This is a genomic window from Pseudomonas sp. 21615526 (genome assembly GCF_013386245.1).
Taxonomy (GTDB): domain Bacteria; phylum Pseudomonadota; class Gammaproteobacteria; order Pseudomonadales; family Pseudomonadaceae; genus Aquipseudomonas.
This window is the reverse complement of record NZ_JACAOM010000002.1, coordinates 38,436-55,588: the sequence shown is the minus strand read 5'-3', so window position 1 is coordinate 55,588 and position 17,153 is coordinate 38,436. Positions and strand designations below refer to the sequence as shown.

General features: G+C 63.3%; 10 protein-coding genes. All 10 read right to left on the bottom strand.

Annotated features, from left to right (window positions below):
* Positions 1 to 13: 13 nt before the first annotated feature.
* Positions 14 to 760 (bottom strand): SDR family oxidoreductase, encoded by a 747-nt coding sequence (locus tag HX786_RS00360; RefSeq protein WP_178911523.1) that lies wholly within the window; start codon positions 758 to 760, stop codon positions 14 to 16.
* A 72-nt stretch (positions 761 to 832) separates the two neighbouring features.
* Positions 833 to 2,926, bottom strand: coding sequence for a bifunctional diguanylate cyclase/phosphodiesterase (locus tag HX786_RS00355; protein WP_178911522.1), 2,094 nt, complete (start codon positions 2,924 to 2,926; stop codon positions 833 to 835).
* A gap of 274 nt (positions 2,927 to 3,200) precedes the next feature.
* Positions 3,201 to 4,679 (bottom strand): efflux transporter outer membrane subunit, encoded by a 1,479-nt coding sequence (locus HX786_RS00350; RefSeq protein WP_003207503.1) that lies wholly within the window; start codon positions 4,677 to 4,679, stop codon positions 3,201 to 3,203.
* Positions 4,676 to 7,783, bottom strand: coding sequence for an efflux RND transporter permease subunit (locus HX786_RS00345; RefSeq protein ID WP_102605669.1), 3,108 nt, complete (start codon positions 7,781 to 7,783; stop codon positions 4,676 to 4,678). The genes HX786_RS00350 and HX786_RS00345 overlap by 4 nt, the downstream gene beginning before the upstream one ends.
* The gene (locus HX786_RS00340) at positions 7,780 to 10,881 is read right to left on the bottom strand and encodes an MdtB/MuxB family multidrug efflux RND transporter permease subunit (RefSeq protein ID WP_177019994.1); all 3,102 of its coding nucleotides are present in this window, start codon (positions 10,879 to 10,881) and stop codon (positions 7,780 to 7,782) included. Before HX786_RS00340 ends, HX786_RS00345 begins: the two co-directional genes overlap by 4 nt.
* Positions 10,878 to 12,188, bottom strand: coding sequence for an MdtA/MuxA family multidrug efflux RND transporter periplasmic adaptor subunit (locus tag HX786_RS00335; RefSeq protein ID WP_178911521.1), 1,311 nt, complete (start codon positions 12,186 to 12,188; stop codon positions 10,878 to 10,880). The genes HX786_RS00340 and HX786_RS00335 overlap by 4 nt, the downstream gene beginning before the upstream one ends.
* Positions 12,189 to 12,418: 230 nt before the next feature.
* Positions 12,419 to 12,919, bottom strand: coding sequence for a thiol peroxidase (tpx, locus tag HX786_RS00330; RefSeq protein WP_178911520.1), 501 nt, complete (start codon positions 12,917 to 12,919; stop codon positions 12,419 to 12,421).
* A gap of 108 nt (positions 12,920 to 13,027) precedes the next feature.
* Positions 13,028 to 15,742 carry a cystathionine beta-lyase gene (gene metC, locus HX786_RS00325; protein WP_178911519.1) on the bottom strand — a complete coding sequence of 905 codons (2,715 nt, stop codon included), beginning with the start codon at positions 15,740 to 15,742 and terminating at the stop codon, positions 13,028 to 13,030.
* Positions 15,743 to 15,767: 25 nt separating this feature from the next.
* Complete coding sequence (locus HX786_RS00320) at positions 15,768 to 16,415, bottom strand: glutathione S-transferase family protein (RefSeq protein ID WP_032899376.1); 648 nt, start codon at positions 16,413 to 16,415, stop codon at positions 15,768 to 15,770.
* A gap of 135 nt (positions 16,416 to 16,550) precedes the next feature.
* Complete coding sequence (locus HX786_RS00315) at positions 16,551 to 17,147, bottom strand: cysteine dioxygenase (protein WP_102368879.1); 597 nt, start codon at positions 17,145 to 17,147, stop codon at positions 16,551 to 16,553.
* Positions 17,148 to 17,153: the final 6 nt, after the last annotated feature.

Genomic DNA, 17,153 nt, shown 5'->3' with positions numbered 1-17,153 from the left:
AGGCGGTACAAAACTACCGACCGCCCGCCAGGTCAAGAAAGGTTCCCGTCGCATAGGACGCCTTGTCCGAGAGCAGCCAGATAATCCCTTCCGCGACTTCCTCTGCACGCCCGCCACGGGCCATGGGGATGCCCGGCTCAAGCTTGCTGACCCGATCCGGGTCGCCGCTCAGGGCGTGGAAGTCGGTGAAAATAAACCCGGGACGCACGCCATTGACCCGGATCCCCTCGCCCGCCACTTCCTTGGAGAGCCCGAGAGTGAAGGTATCCAGCGCGCCCCTGGACGCGGCGTAATCCACATATTCCCCCGGCGAGCCCAACCGGGCGGCGGCCGATGAAACGTTGACGATGCTGCCGCCCTGCCCGCCATGCTTGGGCGACATGCGCAGCAGCGCATGCTTGGCACACAGGATCGGCCCCAACACATTGGTCCTGAGGGTCTTCAGGATGCGGAACTCGGACATCTCATCGACCCGCGACTTGTGCCCGACGGTACCTGCGTTGTTGACCAGTGCCGTCACCCGGCCCAGTTCGGTATCGACCCGGTGGAACAGGCCAATCACTTCGTCTTCAATGCTGACATCAGCCCGCACGGCAATCGCCTGGGCGCCGAGGGCACGCACTTGCTCAAGTACGCGGTGGGCGGCGTCTTCATCGGCCTGGTAATTGATACAGATGCGATAGCCCTGGGCGGCGGCCAGCAGCGCCGTGGCGGCGCCGATCCCACGACTGCCACCGGTGATGACGACGACTTTGTCCATGTGTAAGGTCTCCTGGTTCAACGTGAGCTGATGGATCCAATACTACCTGCGCCCTGCAGGTTTTGCATGGGCTCACATCACCGAATGCACACTCACCACCTGCTCGGCGCGCTGGATGTCGGCCATGAAACCCTCGGCCGGCAACGGATGCCCCAGCAGATACCCCTGAAGCGAATCGCAGCCCAGCCGGGTGAGGAAGCTCTGCTGTGAGTCGGTCTCTACACCCTCGGCCACAATACGCAGGCCCAGGGCCTGACCGAGGGCAACGATGGCCGAGACGATGGCGGCGTCGTCGCTGTCGTGCTCCAGGTCACGCACAAATCCCCGGTCGATCTTCAGCTCATTGGCCGGCAGACGCTTGAGGTACATCAGGCTCGAATAGCCGGTACCGAAGTCGTCGATGGACAGGTCGACGCCCATGTCCGAAAGCTTCTGCAACACCGTCATGCTCGCGTCGGCATCGCTCATGGCGGTGGTTTCGGTGATTTCCAGGGTCAGGCTGTTGGCTGGCAAGCGGTGGCGTTCCAGGGCAGCGGCGACACTCTTGACCAGCCCGGCGTGGCAGAACTGCAACGCCGACAGGTTCACGGCAATGCGCCAGTCGTGATAGCCCTGGGCATACCACCCCTGCATCTGGCGGCAGGCTTCGTTGAGTACCCATTCGCCGATGGGGATGATCAGCCCGGTCTTTTCCGCCAGCTCGATAAACTTGTCCGGCAACAACAGGCCTTGTTGCGGGTGCTCCCAGCGCAGCAGCGCCTCGGCACCGACCGGGCGGCCGCTGATGGCGTCGAACTTGGGCTGGTAATAAAGCCGGAACTGCTCGTGCTCCACGGCATTGCGCAAGTCCTGCAGCAGTTGCAGTTGCTTGCGCGCATTGGTGTTCATCGACACGTCGAAAAAGCTGTAGCCGTTCTTGCCCATGCCCTTGGCGTGATACATCGCCGCGTCGGCGTTCATCAGCAGTTCCTGGGGCGTGGCGCCGTTGCCGGGGAACAGTGCGATGCCGATGCTGGCGGAGATTTTCAGCTCATGCTCGGCGACGTGGAAGGCCTGGTTGATCATGCCCACCTGGCGCTCGGCCAGGCGCAACGCATCGTCGGGCTGGCCCAATTGCACCAGCAATACAAACTCGTCACCGCCGATGCGGGCCAGGGTGTCCTGGCTGCGCAAGTCTTCGCGCAGGCGCAGGCCGACTTGCTGCAACAGCTGGTCGCCCATGTGGTGACCAAAAGCGTCATTCACCGGCTTGAAGCCGTCCAGGTCGATAAACATCAGCGCGAAGCAGCCGCCCTCTTCGTTCACCCGCTGTATCGCCTGCTGGATCCGGTCGGCGAGCAGGGTGCGATTGGGCAAGCCGGTGAGCATGTCGTGCAGGGCCAGGTGGGTGAGTTCCTGGTTGGCCTGGGTCAGGGAGTCGGCCAACACCGCGGTGCGGGCTTCCAGGCGGGCATCGGCCAGGGAGGTCAGCAGCGCGATGATCAACACTGCCAGGGTGGTGACCAGCACCAGGTTATCCAGGCCCTTGCCACTCAAGCCGTCCAGGGCCGCGCCGCAGAAGCTGCCATCGGCGAAACGCGCGGCGGCCATGCCGGTGTAGTGCATGCCGACAATCGCCACGCCCATCACCATCGCCGCCCCGCCTCGGGCCAACCGCACATACGGCGTGTTGCGCCGCAGGTTGAAGGCAATCCACAACGCCGCCGCCGACGCACCCACGGCAATCAGCAACGAGGCGGTGAACAGCGTGGGGTCGTAGTCGATGCCGGGGGTCATGCGCATGGCGGCCATGCCGGTGTAGTGCATGGCGCTGATGCCGGCGCCCATGATCAATGCGCCAAATGCCAGTTGCCACGCCGGCAAACGCGGCTGGCTCACCAGCCACAAGGCAAAACCGCTGGACAGGATCGCGATCAACAACGACAGCGCCGTGATGCCGACGTCATAGCCGAGGCTGATGGGCAGGCGGAAGGCGAGCATGCCGATAAAGTGCATCGACCAGATGCCCACGCCCATCGCCAGCGCGCCGCCGCCCATCCACAGGTACACCGCGCGGCCCCTGGCAGTGGCGATGCGGCCGGTCAGGTCCAACGCCGTATAGGATGCGAGGATCGCGACGAACAGGGAAATCAGGACCAGGGCGGGGGAATAACTACCGGTGAGCATGGGACTTCTCGTGACCTATGGGCCGAACGGCATCCGTGCCGGGCTGAAAAGTCAGGGATTGTAGCGAGAATAAATCTTGTACACCTGAAATATTGTCGTATAGCCATCATTCAAAATTTGACGCCAATCCGCTGGCTCAAAAACACCGCAGAACCCTTGTGGGAGCGGGCTTGCCCGCGAAAGCGGCGGGTCAGTTCATACACAGTTGACTGACCCGCCGTTTTCGCGAGCAAGCCCGCTCCCACACAAGCCCGTACACCAGCCAGAGCGGTGTTTACTTCTTGTCGCTCAGCTGCATTTGGCCATCCCAGCCACCGCCCAGTGCAGCGATCAGTTGCACACTGGCAACCAGCCGGGTTTGCAGCAGGGTCAGCACCGTACGCTCGTTGCTCAGGGCGGTGGCTTGCACGGTGACCACATCGAGATAGGCGATCAACCCGGCCTTGTACTGGTTCTGGGTCAGGCGCAGGGATTCCCGGGCCGCTTCGAGGGCCTCGTTACTCACGACCGCCTCGTCTTCCAGGACCTTGAGCTGGACCATGTAGTTTTCCACCTCACGGAACCCATCGAGTACGGTCTGGCGGTACTTGGCCACGGTTTCATCGTAGGACGCCTCGGCGCGGTCAACTTCGGCCGAACGCTGGCCCCCGTCGAACAGGGTCATGGCGAGTTTCGGCCCCACCGACCAGAAGCGGTTCGGCAGGCTGATCCAGTCGGCGTAGGTGCTGCTGGAATAGCCGCCGGCCAGGCTCAGGGTCAGGTCCGGGTAGTAAGCGGTCTTGGCCACGCCGATGTTGGCATTGGCCGCGATCACCGAGCGCTCCGCCTGGGCGATATCCGGGCGGCGCTCCAGCAGTTGCGACGGCAGGCTCACCGGAATCTGCGGCAGCGCCGGAATGTCCTTGCTCACCGCCAGGTTGAAGTTAGCCGGCGGCACACCGATCAGCACGGCAATTGCGTTTTCCAGCTGCGCCCGCTGCCAGATCAGGTCGATCATGCTGGCCTGGGTGCTTTTCAGCTGGGTCTGGGCCTGGGCGATGGCGTCCTTGCCCGAGACACCGGCGCGGTATTGGTTCTGGGTCATCTGCAGGGAGCGCTGGTAGGTGTCCACCGTGGCTTGCAGCAAACGGGTCTGTTCGTCCATGACCCGCAGTTGCAGGTAATCCTGCACCAGTTCCGATTGCTGGCTCAGGCGCATCGCCGCAAGATCCGCCGCGCTGGCTTCGGCGCTGGCTTCATTGGCTTCCAGGCCCCGGCGCAGTTTGCCCCAGATATCGGCTTCCCAGCTCACGCCCAACTGGGTGTTGAGGGTGTCGCGAATACCGCTGCTGGAGCTGCTGAGGCTGGCGTTACTGCTGCCGGTACCCTGGCTGGCCCGGCTTTTCGAGGCACTCAGGTCAACCGTGGGGAAGAACGCCCCACGGGCACTGCGCACCTGCGAGGCGGCCTGGCGATAACGCGCCTCGGCCTGGGCCACGGTCTGGTTGGAGCTGTTGAGTTTTTCTACCAGCTCATTCAGTTGTTTGTCGCCGTACAGCTCCCACCAGGCGCCCCGGGCCAGCGAGTCGCTGGGCGCGGCCTGGCGCCAGCCCTGGGCCTCTTTGTACTGGGCCGGCTCGGTCAATTCGGGGCGTTTGTAGTCCGGGCCGACGGCGCAGGCGCTGAGCATCACGCCGCACAGGGCCAGGCTCAGCAGCTTTGAGCCGCGAGTCATCGCCAGACGTTGCACGGTGGGAAACGTTGAATCGGTCATAGCGCAGTGTCCAGGGCAGCATCGGTACGCACTCCGCGCCAACCGTTGAAACGGTGGCGCAGGCGGTCGAGATAAAGGTAAACCACAGGCGTGGTGTAGAGGGTCAGGATCTGGCTGAACACCAGCCCGCCGATAATCGTCAGGCCCAGGGGCTGGCGCATTTCCGCGCCTTCGGCCGTGCTGAGCAGCAGCGGCACGGCGCCAAGAATCGCCGCCAGCGTGGTCATCAGGATCGGGCGCAGCCGCACCAGGCAGGCGGCGCGGATCGATTCCAGCGGGCTCATGCCGTCCTTGCGTTCCAGTTGCAGCGCAAGGTCGATCATCAGGATCGCGTTTTTCTTCACCACCCCGATCAGCAGGAACAGCCCCAGCAGCGAGATCAGGCTGAACTCGCCCCCCAGCAGGTAAATCGAAAGCAAGGCGCCCACCCCCGCCGACGGCAAGGTCGACAGAATGGTCAGCGGGTGGATATAGCTCTCATACAGAATCCCCAATACCAGGTACACCGCTACCAGTGCACCGAGGATCATGAACGGCTGGCCTTTCTGGGTGGCGGCGAAGGCGTCGGCCGTACCGGCCATCTTCGCGATCACCTCTTCCGGCAGGCCGACCTTGGCAATCGCCCGCTCAATGGCAGCCGTGCCCTGCTCCACCGTGACGCCGGGCGACATATCAAAGGCAATGTTTTCCGAGGCGAACTGGCCTTCATGGCTGACCCGGTCGTCCGCCAGGCTGTTCTCATAGTGAGCGATGGCCGACAGCGGCACGCGCGCACCGGTGGACGTGATCACCTGCATCTGATTGAGGGTGATCGGGTCCTGGGCGTACTTCGGATTGACCTCCATCACCACTTGGTACTGGTTGAGGCTGTCGTAGATGGTGGAAATCTGCCGCTGGCTGTAGGCGTTGTTGAGCACGGCAGTGACCATGTCCATGTCAATGCCCAGGCGCTTGGCCTGGTCGCGGTCGACAATCAACGTCACCTGGGCCGCCCCACGTCCTTCACGGGCATCGATGGCGGTCAGCTCCGGCAGCTCACGCAACGCGGCAACCACTTTCGGGTACCACAGGCGCAAGGCCGCCAGGTCGCCGCTCTGCAGGATGTAGGAATACTGCGAGGTGGTCTGGTCGCGGCCGCCGCCGAATTGCAGGTCCTGGTCAGCCATCAGCATCAGGCGCCCGCCGGGCACCAGTGGCACATTCTTGCGCATGCGCTCGATCACCGCCTGGGCAGAAATCTTGCGTTCGCTGATGGGCTTGAGCCGCACCAGCATCACCGCGTTGTTGGTGCCGCTGTTGCCGCCAATAAAGCCTGCCACGCTCAACACCGCGGGGTCCTGCAGGACCGCCTTGCGGAAAATTTCCATCTTCGGCTGCATCACACTGAATGACAGCCCGTCGTCGCCACGCACAAAGCCGATCAGTTGCCCGGTGTCCTGCTGGGGCATGAAGGTTTTCGGCACCACCACATACAGCGCGACGTTGACTCCGATGGTCACCAACAGGCTGAGCAGCGTCAGACGCTTGTGGCGCAGCACCCAGTCCAGGCTGCGGGCGTAGCCTGCCACCATGCGGTCGTTGATCTTCTGGCTCCAGCGCTGCAAGCCTGTTTCCTGGCCTTTGACATGGGGCTTGAGCCAGCGGGCGCAGAGCATCGGGGTCAGGGTCAGCGACACCACCAGCGAGACGATGATCGCCGCCGCCAGGGTGATGGAAAACTCGCGGAACAGGCTGGTGACGATCCCGCCCATGAACAGGATCGAGAGGAACACCGCCACCAGCGAGACGTTCATCGACAGCAAGGTGAAGCCGACTTCCTGGGCCCCCAGATACGCCGCCCTCATCGGCGGCACACCCTCGTCGATGTGCCGGGAAATGTTCTCCAGCACCACGATGGCATCGTCCACCACCAGGCCGGTGGCGAGGATCAGCGCCATCAGCGACAGGTTGTTCAGGGAAAAGCCGAACAGGTACATCACTGCAAACGTGCCCACCAGCGACACCGGCACCGCCAGGGTGGGAATCAGCGAGGCGCGGAAGTTGCCGAGGAACAGGTAAACCACCAGGATCACCAGGGCCACGGCAATTAGCAGGGTCATCTCGGCTTCGTGCAAGGTGGCGGTGATCACCGGCGAACGGTCCATGGCCAGGTTCAGCTTGACGCTGGACGGCAACACCGCCTGCAAGGCCGGCAGTTGTGCCTTGATCTGCTTCACCGTCTCGATGATGTTGGCGCCGGACTGGCGGTTGATCACCAGCAGCACCGCCGAGTCATTGTTGAAGAAGCCGCTGTTGTAGCGGTCCTCGACGCCGTCGCTGATCTTCGCCACATCCCCCAGGCGCAAGGCCGCGCCATTCTGGTAGCGGATCAGCAGCGGTTCGTAGTCCTTGGCCTTTTCCAGCTGGTCGTTAGCCTGGATCTGCCAGTTGCGCTGGCTGTCCTCCAGCGAACCCTTGGGCCGGCGCACGTTGGCATTGGCGATGGTATTACGCACATCGTCCAGGGCCACGCCGTACTGGTCGAGGGCCTTGGGTTCCAGTTCGATACGCACGGCGGGCAAGGAGCTGCCGCCGATCTGCACTTCACCCACGCCCGGCACCTGGGACAGGCTCTGGGACAGGATGGTCGAGGCCAGGTCGTACAGCTGGCCCTTGGGCAACACGTCCGAGGTCAGGGACAGCACCATGATGGGCGCCTGGGACGGGTTGATCTTCTTGTAGGTGGGCATGCTGCGCATGCCACTGGGCAGCAGGTTACGCGAGGCGTTGATCGCCGCCTGCACTTCCCGCGCCGCGCCGTTGATGTCGCGATTGGAGTCGAACGCCAGGATCACCCGGGTCGAACCCTGGCTCGACGAACTGCTCATGGTGGTAATGCCGGCAATCGCGCCGAAGGAGCGCTCCAGCGGCGTGGCCACCGTAGACGCCATCACCTCGGGGCTGGCCCCCGGCAAGCTGGCCGACACCACGATCACCGGGAAATCGATCTGCGGCAATGGCGACACCGGCAACAGGTTGAAGCTGACGCCGCCCAGCAACATGATCGCCAGGCTCAGCAGCATGGTGGCTACCGGCCGGCGAATGAAAGGTCCGGACAGGTTCATGACTCAACCGGCTCCAGGCGCACCGGCTCTTTGCGCCAGCGACGGCCGAGGCGGTCGAAATACAGGTAGATCACCGGGGTGGTAAACAGGGTCAACACCTGGCTCACCAGCAACCCGCCCACCATCACCAGGCCCAGGGGCTGGCGCAACTCGGCGCCGGAGCCGGTGGCGAGCATCAACGGCACGGCACCGAACAGCGCCGCCAGGGTGGTCATCAGGATCGGCCGGAAGCGCAACAGCGCCGCCTGGTAGATCGCGGTTTGCGGGTCCAGGCCCTGGTTGCGCTCAGCGTCGAGGGCAAAGTCGATCATCATGATCGCGTTCTTCTTTACGATGCCGATCAGCAGGATGATGCCGATGATCGCGATCATCCCCAGGTCGTTGCCACTGAGCAGCAAGGCCAGCAAGGCGCCCACCGCTGCCGACGGCAGGGTGGAGAGGATGGTGATCGGGTGGATGTAGCTCTCGTAGAGCACCCCGAGCACGATGTACATGGTCACCACCGCCGCCAGGATCAGCAGCAAGGTACTCGACAGCGAAGCCTCGAATGCCTGGGCCGCGCCCTGGAACTGGGTCTGCACGCCCACCGGCATGCCGATGTCTTTCTGGGTCTGGTTGATCAGGTCGACGCCCTTGCCCAGCGCCACGCCGGGGGCCAGGTTGAACGACATCATCACCGCCGGGAACTGACCGATATGCGCGATTGCCAACTGGGCCTGGCGCTGTTCCACATGGGCCAGGCTCGACAGCCGCACCTGGCCACCGTCGGTGGTTTTCACATGGATCTGGTTCAGGGCGTCCGGGCCGAGGGTTTCACCGGACTGGGCCTGCAATACCACGCGGTACTGGCTGGCCTGGGTGTAGATGGTGGATATCTGCCGCTGGCCGAACGCGTCGTACAGCGCGTCGGTGATGGTCGACACCGACACACCAAGGCGCGATGCGGCGTCACGGTCGATCACCAGGTACACCTGCAGGCCCTTGTCCTGCAGGTCGCTGGCGACGTCGGAGAGTTCCGGCAACTGGCTGAGGGCGTGTACCAGCTTTTCACTCCACAAGGCCAGCAGCTCGGCGTCCGGCGAGGACATGCTGAACTGGTACTGGGTACGGCTGACGCGGTCTTCGATGGTCAGGTCCTGCACCGGCTGCATGAACAGGCGAATCCCCACCAGCTTGTCCAGTTGCGGCTGCAGACGCGTGATGATCTGTGCCGCGCTCAGGTCCCGTTCGCCGTGGGGCTTGAGGTTGATCAGCAGGCGACCACTGTTGAGGGTGGCGTTATCACCGTCTACCCCGATATAGGACGACAGGCTCTCCACCGCCGGGTCTTCGAGGATGATCTTCGCCAGTTCCTGCTGGCGCTGGCTCATCGCCGCAAAGGAAATCGACTGTGGCGCTTCGGAAATGCCCTGGATCACACCGGTGTCCTGCACCGGGAAGAAGCCCTTGGGCACCACCATGTACAACACCACGGTCAGGCCCAGGGTGGCGATGGCCACCAGCAGGGTCAGCGGCTGATGCCTGAGCACCCACTGCAACTTGCGCCCGTAGGCCTCGATCAGCCAGTCGATCCAGGCGCCGCTGGCCTTGTAGAAACGGCCCTGCTCTTCCTCTTTCGGCTCACGCTTGAGCAACCGCGCGCACATCATCGGCGTCAGGGTCAGGGACACCACCAGGGAAATCAGGATCGCCACCGCCAGGGTGATCGCGAATTCACGGAACAGCCGCCCCACCACGTCCGCCATGAACAGCAGCGGGATCAATACCGCGATCAGCGACAGGGTCAGGGAAATCAGGGTGAAGCCGATCTGCTTGGCGCCCTTGAGCGCCGCATTGAGCGGTGTATCGCCTTCCTCGATGTAGCGGGAAATGTTCTCCAGCATCACGATGGCGTCGTCCACCACGAAACCGGTGGCGATGGTCAGCGCCATCAGCGTCAGGTTGTTGATGGAGAAACCGGCGAGGTACATCACGCCGAAGGTGCCCACCAGGGACAGCGGCACGGCGATGGACGGAATAATGGTCGCGCTGAAGCGGCGCAGGAACAGGAACGTCACCATCACCACCAGGGCAATGGCGATCAGCAATTCGTGTTGTACATCCTTGACCGAGGCCCGGATGGTCTGGGTACGGTCGGTAAGCACCGTCACGTCCAGGCCCGCCGGCAGGTTGTCGGTGATGCTTGGCAACAGCGCCTTGATCCGGTCCACCACCTCGATGACGTTGGCCCCGGGCTGGCGCTGGATGTTCAGCAGGACCGCCTGGTTTTCGTTGGCCCAGGCCGCGAGGCGTTCGTTCTCGGCGCCGTCGACGATCTGCGCCACATCCTTGAGCCGCAACGGCGCGCCGTTGTTGTAGGCGAGGATCAGTTCGGCGTATTCCTTGGGCGAGACCAACTGGTCGTTGGCGTCGAGCATCGACACCCGCGTGGGGCCGTCAAAGTTACCCTTGGGCTGGTTGACGTTGGAGGCGGCGATCAGGGTGCGCACGTCCGACAGGTTCAGGCCGTTGGCCGCCAGGGCCTCGGGATTGACCTTGATCCGCACCGCCTGGCGCTGGCCGCCGGCGATGCTGACCATGCCGACGCCGCTGATCTGCGCGATCTTCTGCGCCATGCGCGTGTCGACCAGGTCATTGAGCTTGGGCAGCAACATGGTCTTGGAGGTGATGGCCAGGGTCAGCACCGGGGTATCCGCCGGGTTGACCTTGTTGTACACCGGCGGCGCCGGCAGGTCCTTGGGCAGCAGGTTGGTGGCGGCGTTGATCGCGGCCTGCACCTGTTGCTCGGCGACATCCATGTTGATGTCGAGGTTGAAACGCAGGGTCAGCACCGAGGCGCCGCCGGAGCTGGTGGACGCCATCTGGGTCAGGCCGGGCATCTGCCCGAACTGACGCTCAAGGGGCGCCGTGACCGCGCTGGTCATTACGTCCGGACTGGCGCCGGGGTACAGGGTCATCACCCGGATGGTCGGGTAATCCACTTGGGGCAAGGCCGAGACCGGCAGCAGGCGATAAGCGATCACGCCAGCCAGGACAATGGCCAGCATGCTCAGGGTAGTGGCTACCGGGCGAAGGATGAACAGCCGCGAGAGGTTCATGCGCCGCCCTTTTGCGCCTTGGCGGCATCAGCCGGGCCTTGTTGCGTCTTGGCTGCCGGCTGGCCCTGGAGGTGTTCGGTCGGCGTGGTCGGCACTTCAGTGCTGTCGTTGACCACTTCAATGTCGCTGCCGTCCTTCAGGCGGTCGGTGCCTTCCAGCACCACGCGGTCGCCGGCGGCCAGGCCTTGCTTGATCACGGTGTTGTCGCCGTCGGAATCACCGATCACCAGCGGACGCACCTTGACCTTCTTGTCGCCATCGAGCACGTAGACGAAGGTGCCGGTATTGCCGAACTGAATCGCTGCCGACGGCGCCAGCACCACGTTGTGCAGGGTGTCGGCCAGCAAGTGCACGTTCACGAACTGGTTGGGGAACAGCGCCTGGTCCTTGTTATCGAACCGCGCCTTGAATTTCAGGGTGCCGGTGGTGACGTCGATCTGGTTATCGAGGCTCTGCAGCACGCCCGTGGCTTTCACCGCGACATCGCCACGGTCCCAGGCTTCCACCGGCAGCTTGTTGCCGGCGTGATAACGCGCCAGCACGGTTTCCAGGGTGTTTTCCGGCAACGTGAAGACCACGCTGATGGGTTGGGTCTGGGTGATCACCGCCAGGAAGGTGGTGTCGTTGGCGGCGACGAGGTTGCCCACGTCCACCTGGCGCAGGCCGACACGCCCGGTAATCGGTGCGCGGATCTTGGTGAATTCGAGGTTGAGCTTGGCGTCATCCACCGCGCCCTGGTTGGTCTTGACCGTGCCCTGGTACTGCAGCACCAGCGCTTCGGCGGTGTCCAGGGTCTGCTTGGCGATACTGTCCTGGGCATACAGGTCGCGATAACGCTGCACGTCGACCTGGGCGTTTTTCAGCTGGGCCTGGTTCTGCAGCAACGTGCCCTGGGCCTGGAGCAAGGCATTCTGGTAACTGCGCGGGTCGATTTCCGCCAGCAGGTCACCGGCCTTGACCATCTGCCCCTCTTCAAAGGCGATCTTGACCAGCTCTCCGCCAACCCGGCTGCGCACATTGATGGTGTTGAGTGCCGTCACCGTACCCAGCGCCTTGTAGTACACCGGGAATTCGCCCAGCACCGCCGGCGCCACACGCACCGGCACCGGGCCAGTAGAACCCCCAAAGCCCGGGCGCATCATCCCCGACTTGCCGGCATGCCCGGCGGGCTTCTTCTCGGCGCTGTCCTTGTGGCTGGTGCCAGGCCAGAACTTCCAGCACAGGCCGGCAATGACCAGCAGCACGAGCAGGCCGAACAGCCAGCGGCGGGAGTGACGAGGGGTGGATTGCATGGAGTGATCAACCATTGGGTGCGAGAGCTTCTTCTTCGGGAGGCTGAAAGATAAGCACTGGGGCGCGTTAAGAAAAGCGCCTTTACCGGCTATTTACCTTGGATTACAACTTTTAACTTCTGTGCTTAGTCCATTCGCTATCTGGCTAAGCCTCTGAAGCACAAATAAAAACGGCCTGGACTAGGCCAGGCCGTAATACTGCATCACGCGTGTTACTGCAAAACGACAGTAATGCGTAGTAACAGTTACTTCAAAACAGCCAGGGCTGCCTCGTAGTTCGGCTCTTGGCCGATTTCGCTGACCAGTTCGCTGTGCAGCACGTTGTCGTTCTCGTCCAGTACCACGACGGCACGGGCGGTCAGGCCGCGCAGCGGGCCTGCGGCGATCGCAACGCCGTAGTCAACGGCAAAGCCGGCATCGCGGAAGTCCGACAGGTTCTTAACGTTTTCCAGGCCTTCGGCGCCGCAGAAACGTGCCTGGGCAAATGGCAGGTCAGTGGAGATGCACAGCACCACGGCGTTGTCCACGCTGTTGACCTGAGCGTTGAACTTGCGAACCGAAGTGGCGCAGGTCGGGGTATCAACGCTTGGGAAAATGTTCAGCACTTTGCGCTTGCCGGCGAAAGTCGCCAGGGTCGCGTCAGACAGGTCGCCGGCAGTCAGGGTGAAGTCTGGCGCCTTGGCGCCGACTTTCGGCAAATCGCCTTCGACCTGGACAGGGTTGCCTCGGAGGGTAACTTGAGCCATGAACGGAATCCTTCTAGTGGTGGTAGTGAAACGAATTTCAGGTGCCGAAGTTAAACACAAAGTTCGATTGGCACCTATGGGCGGACGCAAATTGTCATGGTGCGAGGCTCAACGCCCCGCCGCCACGAACCCGCGCTGCAGATCCTCGATCAACGCCTCCACATCCTCCAGCCCCACATGCAGGCGCACCACCGGGTTCAACCCGCGGTCGGCGGTGCTCTGGCGATCCTGTGTATCGGCCAGGGTCACCAGGCTTTCAAAGCCGCCCCAGGATGCGCCCAGGCCAAACAGCTGCAGGCCGTCGATAAACCGTTCGACGTAGCCGGCATCCGCGCGGTCGAGTTCGAAGGACAGCAAACCGTTGCTCCCGCTGAAGTCACGCTTCCACAGCGCGTGGCCAGGATGCTCCGCCAGTGCCGGATGAAACACCCGCTTGACCTGCTGCTGCCCCTGCAACCACTGGGCAATCTTCAACGCCTGGCGCTCGTGCACGTCCAGCCGGGAAGCCAGGGTGCGTGCGCCACGCAGGATCAGGTAGGCATCGTCGGCACTCACTGCATTGCCAAAGGTATCGCTCATTTTCGCCAGGGCCGGCCATGCCGCTTCGGTGGCGCAGACGCTGCCCATCATCACGTCACTGTGGCCGCCAAGGTACTTGGTCAAGGCCATGATCGAGATGTCGGCACCCAGCGCCAGCGGGCGGTACAGGTACGCCGAGCCCCAGGTGTTGTCCACCGCCAACAGAATGCCCCGCGGCTTGCACAGTGCGGCTAGCGCGGGCAGGTCACACAGCTCATACAGCAGCGAACCCGGCACTTCGGCGTAGACCATTTTGGTGTTGGCCTGCAGTTGCGCTTCCAGGCCGCTGCCGTCCGGGGCGAAATAGCTGACTTCGATGCCGAATGGCTGGAGGAACTCCCGGGCCAGTTTGCGCACCGGCGAATAGACGGCGTCGGTGATCAACACATGGTCGCCGGGCCGCAGGTAGGCCAGGAACGTCTGCGCCGCGGCGGCGAGCCCGGTGCCATACAGCCGTGTGCGATAGCCCCCCTCAAGTTCGGTGACCAGGTCTTCAAGGGCAAAAGCGGTGGGATTGCCGCGTGCGCCGTAACTCAGGACCCGCTCACTGTCGCGTCGGGAGCGGGCGTCACGCATCTGGGCCAGGTTGTCGAACAGCACGGTGCTCAGGCGGGTGATCGGTACGTTCACCGCCCGACCACCATTGCCGCCTTCGGTACGCGCCGCGTGAATCAGCCGGGTACGCACGCGTGACGCGGGCAACAACGGCTTGAGACTGGCGATTTCCGCTTCGCTCATCTGTGCCAACAGGCCAATTTCCCAGGCGAGATATTGGCGGGCAGCGTCCTTGTTGCCGCTGTGACGGTCGTGGGTGAAGAACAGGAAGTCGATGCACTGGTTGTCCGGAGGCGTTTGCGCATCCTCGATCACCGGCAAACCGGCCGCAACCCACGCGGAATAGCCGCCGTCGAGCAAACGCACATCGCCGCCCAAGCCCAACGCAGCAAAAGCGGCCAGTGCCGGATCATCAGCCAGCAGCACCAGTGGACGCCCACCAGCGGTCAACCGCGAACGAATCGACCAGCGCGAACCGACAATCCGGCCCTTGCGATGGATCATGCTCGGGCGCAGGTCCACCAGGTCCACGGTGTCGTCCTTCAGCGCATCGGCCAGCGCCTGCACCGAGATCAGCGGCAGCGCGTCAAAGGGCACGGCCTCCTTGGCCTCCAGCGCCAATCCACTGTGGACGCCACCCTCCAGCACATACGCCTCATGCCCCAACTGCCGCAGCCAACTGGCGACAATCGGCGCACGCACACCATCACTGTCCAACAGCACCACCCGCGCCTGACGCACGCCGATGTACAGGTCAGTGGACTGGATCAACTGCCCGCCCGGCGTGTGTTGCGCCCCCGGCAAAGTGCCGGCGGCAAATTCTTCAGCGGTACGCACATCGCACAGGAACAGGCTACGGGCCGGGTCCGCCGCCCATTGCCGGACCTGCTCCGCCTTGACACTGACCACCCCTGCCCGCTCCGCCAATTGCCGGGCAGCCGCGCGCTGTCGGGCCAGATCCGTCGAGACCTGATCGGCATAACGCCGGGTACTGCCATGCTCCAGCTTGAAATCCGCCAGGTACCAACCCTGGGTACCGTTTTCCAGGGCATAAACCGGGTTCTTCACCCCGAGGTTGATCAACGTCTGGGCGCCGATAATGCTGCGGGTACGCCCGGCGCAGTTGACCACGATCGGCGTGGTTTCATCCGGCACCAGGTCGTGCACGCGGTAGCCCAGCTCACCATTGGGGCAGCAGATCGAACCGGGAATGGTCATCTTGCGGTATTCATCGAACGGCCGACCGTCCAGCACCACCAGCGGCTCGCCCGTGGCCTGCCAGTCCGCCAGTTGCTGCGCGGTGACGTGGGGCGTGTGGCTGGCCTCTTCCACCAATTCGCCAAAGGCTTTCGACGGCACATGCACCCCGGCGAACAACTGCAAACCCGCCGCCTGCCAAGCGTTCGCACCCCCTTCCAGCACATGCACATGGCGGTAGCCCAGCGCTTGCAAACGCAGCACCGTGCGCGCAGCCACATCGCCGCCGTCCTGGTCGTAGATCACCAGGCGCACCCGGGGATTCGGTGCCAGGCGCTGCACCTCCAGTTCCAGGCGGCTATAGGGCAGGTTCACCCCGTGAAACAGGTGGGCCTCGCCGTATTGGCCGTGCTCGCGTACGTCGAACAGGGCGATTTCCTGGCCGTCAAACAGCCATTGTTGCAATTGCCCGGGTGTGATGGTCTGGCTCATGGAAGTCCCGCAAAAAATAGATGGGTTACTGCAAGGCCAGCGAACGCTCGCCGGCGGCCACTTCACGGCCCTTGGCATAGGCCCGCTGGACTGCCGGGCGCGCCTTGATGCGCAGACGCCAGGCCTGGATGTTCGGGTAGTCCGCCAGGTCCTGGCCTTGGCGCAGGGGCTGGATCCACGGGAAGATCGCCATGTCGGCCACCGAGTATTCGCCCGCCACATACGGCACCTCCGCCAGGCGCTGCTCCAGCACCCGATACAGGCGCGTGGCTTCGGCGTTCAGCAGGTCCAGGGCAAAGGGAATCGGTTCCGGGGCCTTCTCCTTGAACAGCTGCAACTGGCTCAGGTACGGGGTGATATGCCCTACCTGCCAGAACAGCCATTCCTGGACCTTCTGGCGCTCGGCGGTACCGGCGGGCGGCAGGAAGCGCCCGGCCTTGTCCGCCAGGTAGTTCAGGATCGCCCCGGACTCGAACAGGCTCAGGGGTGCTTCAAGGCGGTGGTCGACAATCGCCGGAATCCGCCCATTGGCGCTGATGCGCTGGAAGCTTTCCTGCTTCTGCGCGCCTTCGCGGATGTTGACCGGAATCAGGCGGTACTCCGCCTCCAGCTCTTCCAGCAGGATGCCGACTTTCAGGCCGTTGCCCGTAGGCCAGTAATACAGATCAATCATAAAAAACCCTGGATGAACGCTGATCCAATTGTGGGAGCGGGCTTGCTCGCGAATGCGGTGTGTCAGTCAATGGATGGGTTTCTGCCCCATCGCATTCGCGAGCAAGCCCGCTCCCACATTTGATGTGTGTTGTGCTCAGGAATACGCCCGGATTGAAGGCGCCATCTGCGAGGCGTTGTAGTTGAGGATCCGGCCGTCTGCTTCAACGCCATAACGGCCATTGAGGGATTCCAGCGGCAAGCCGTACAGGTGGAAATGCAAGGTCGCCTGCTCACCCTCAACGCGAATCCCGTGCAGGTCTTCACCGAGGAACGAGATAGAGGTGCCCGGCTGCACGACGACTTCTTTCTCAAGGGTCAGGGTGGTGAAGCCTTCCTCACGCCCTTCATCGTTGCGGCCATACACGTAGTTGATTTCCTGGCCTTCAACGGCACTGATGATCGCCCAGGTTTCGTGGTTGTGCGGGATGGTGCTTTTGCCCGGCAGCAACGAGTTCAGGTACAGGGTCGGCGTGTCGCCGTCGTCGTTCAGGCGATAGCGGAACGCGGTACTGCCCTGGCCCGGCACCGGCGCGGGGAATTCGCTGAAGTTGAACAGGTCCCGGCGCTCGGCCAGGGTTTCCAGCAGCCCGACGATTTCCACCAGGGCCGCGCGGTCTACGCCACGCTGGTTGATGACGCGGATCTGCTGCAGGAAGTCTTCGATAACGGCGGCACGGTTTGCGGTACTCATGACGAG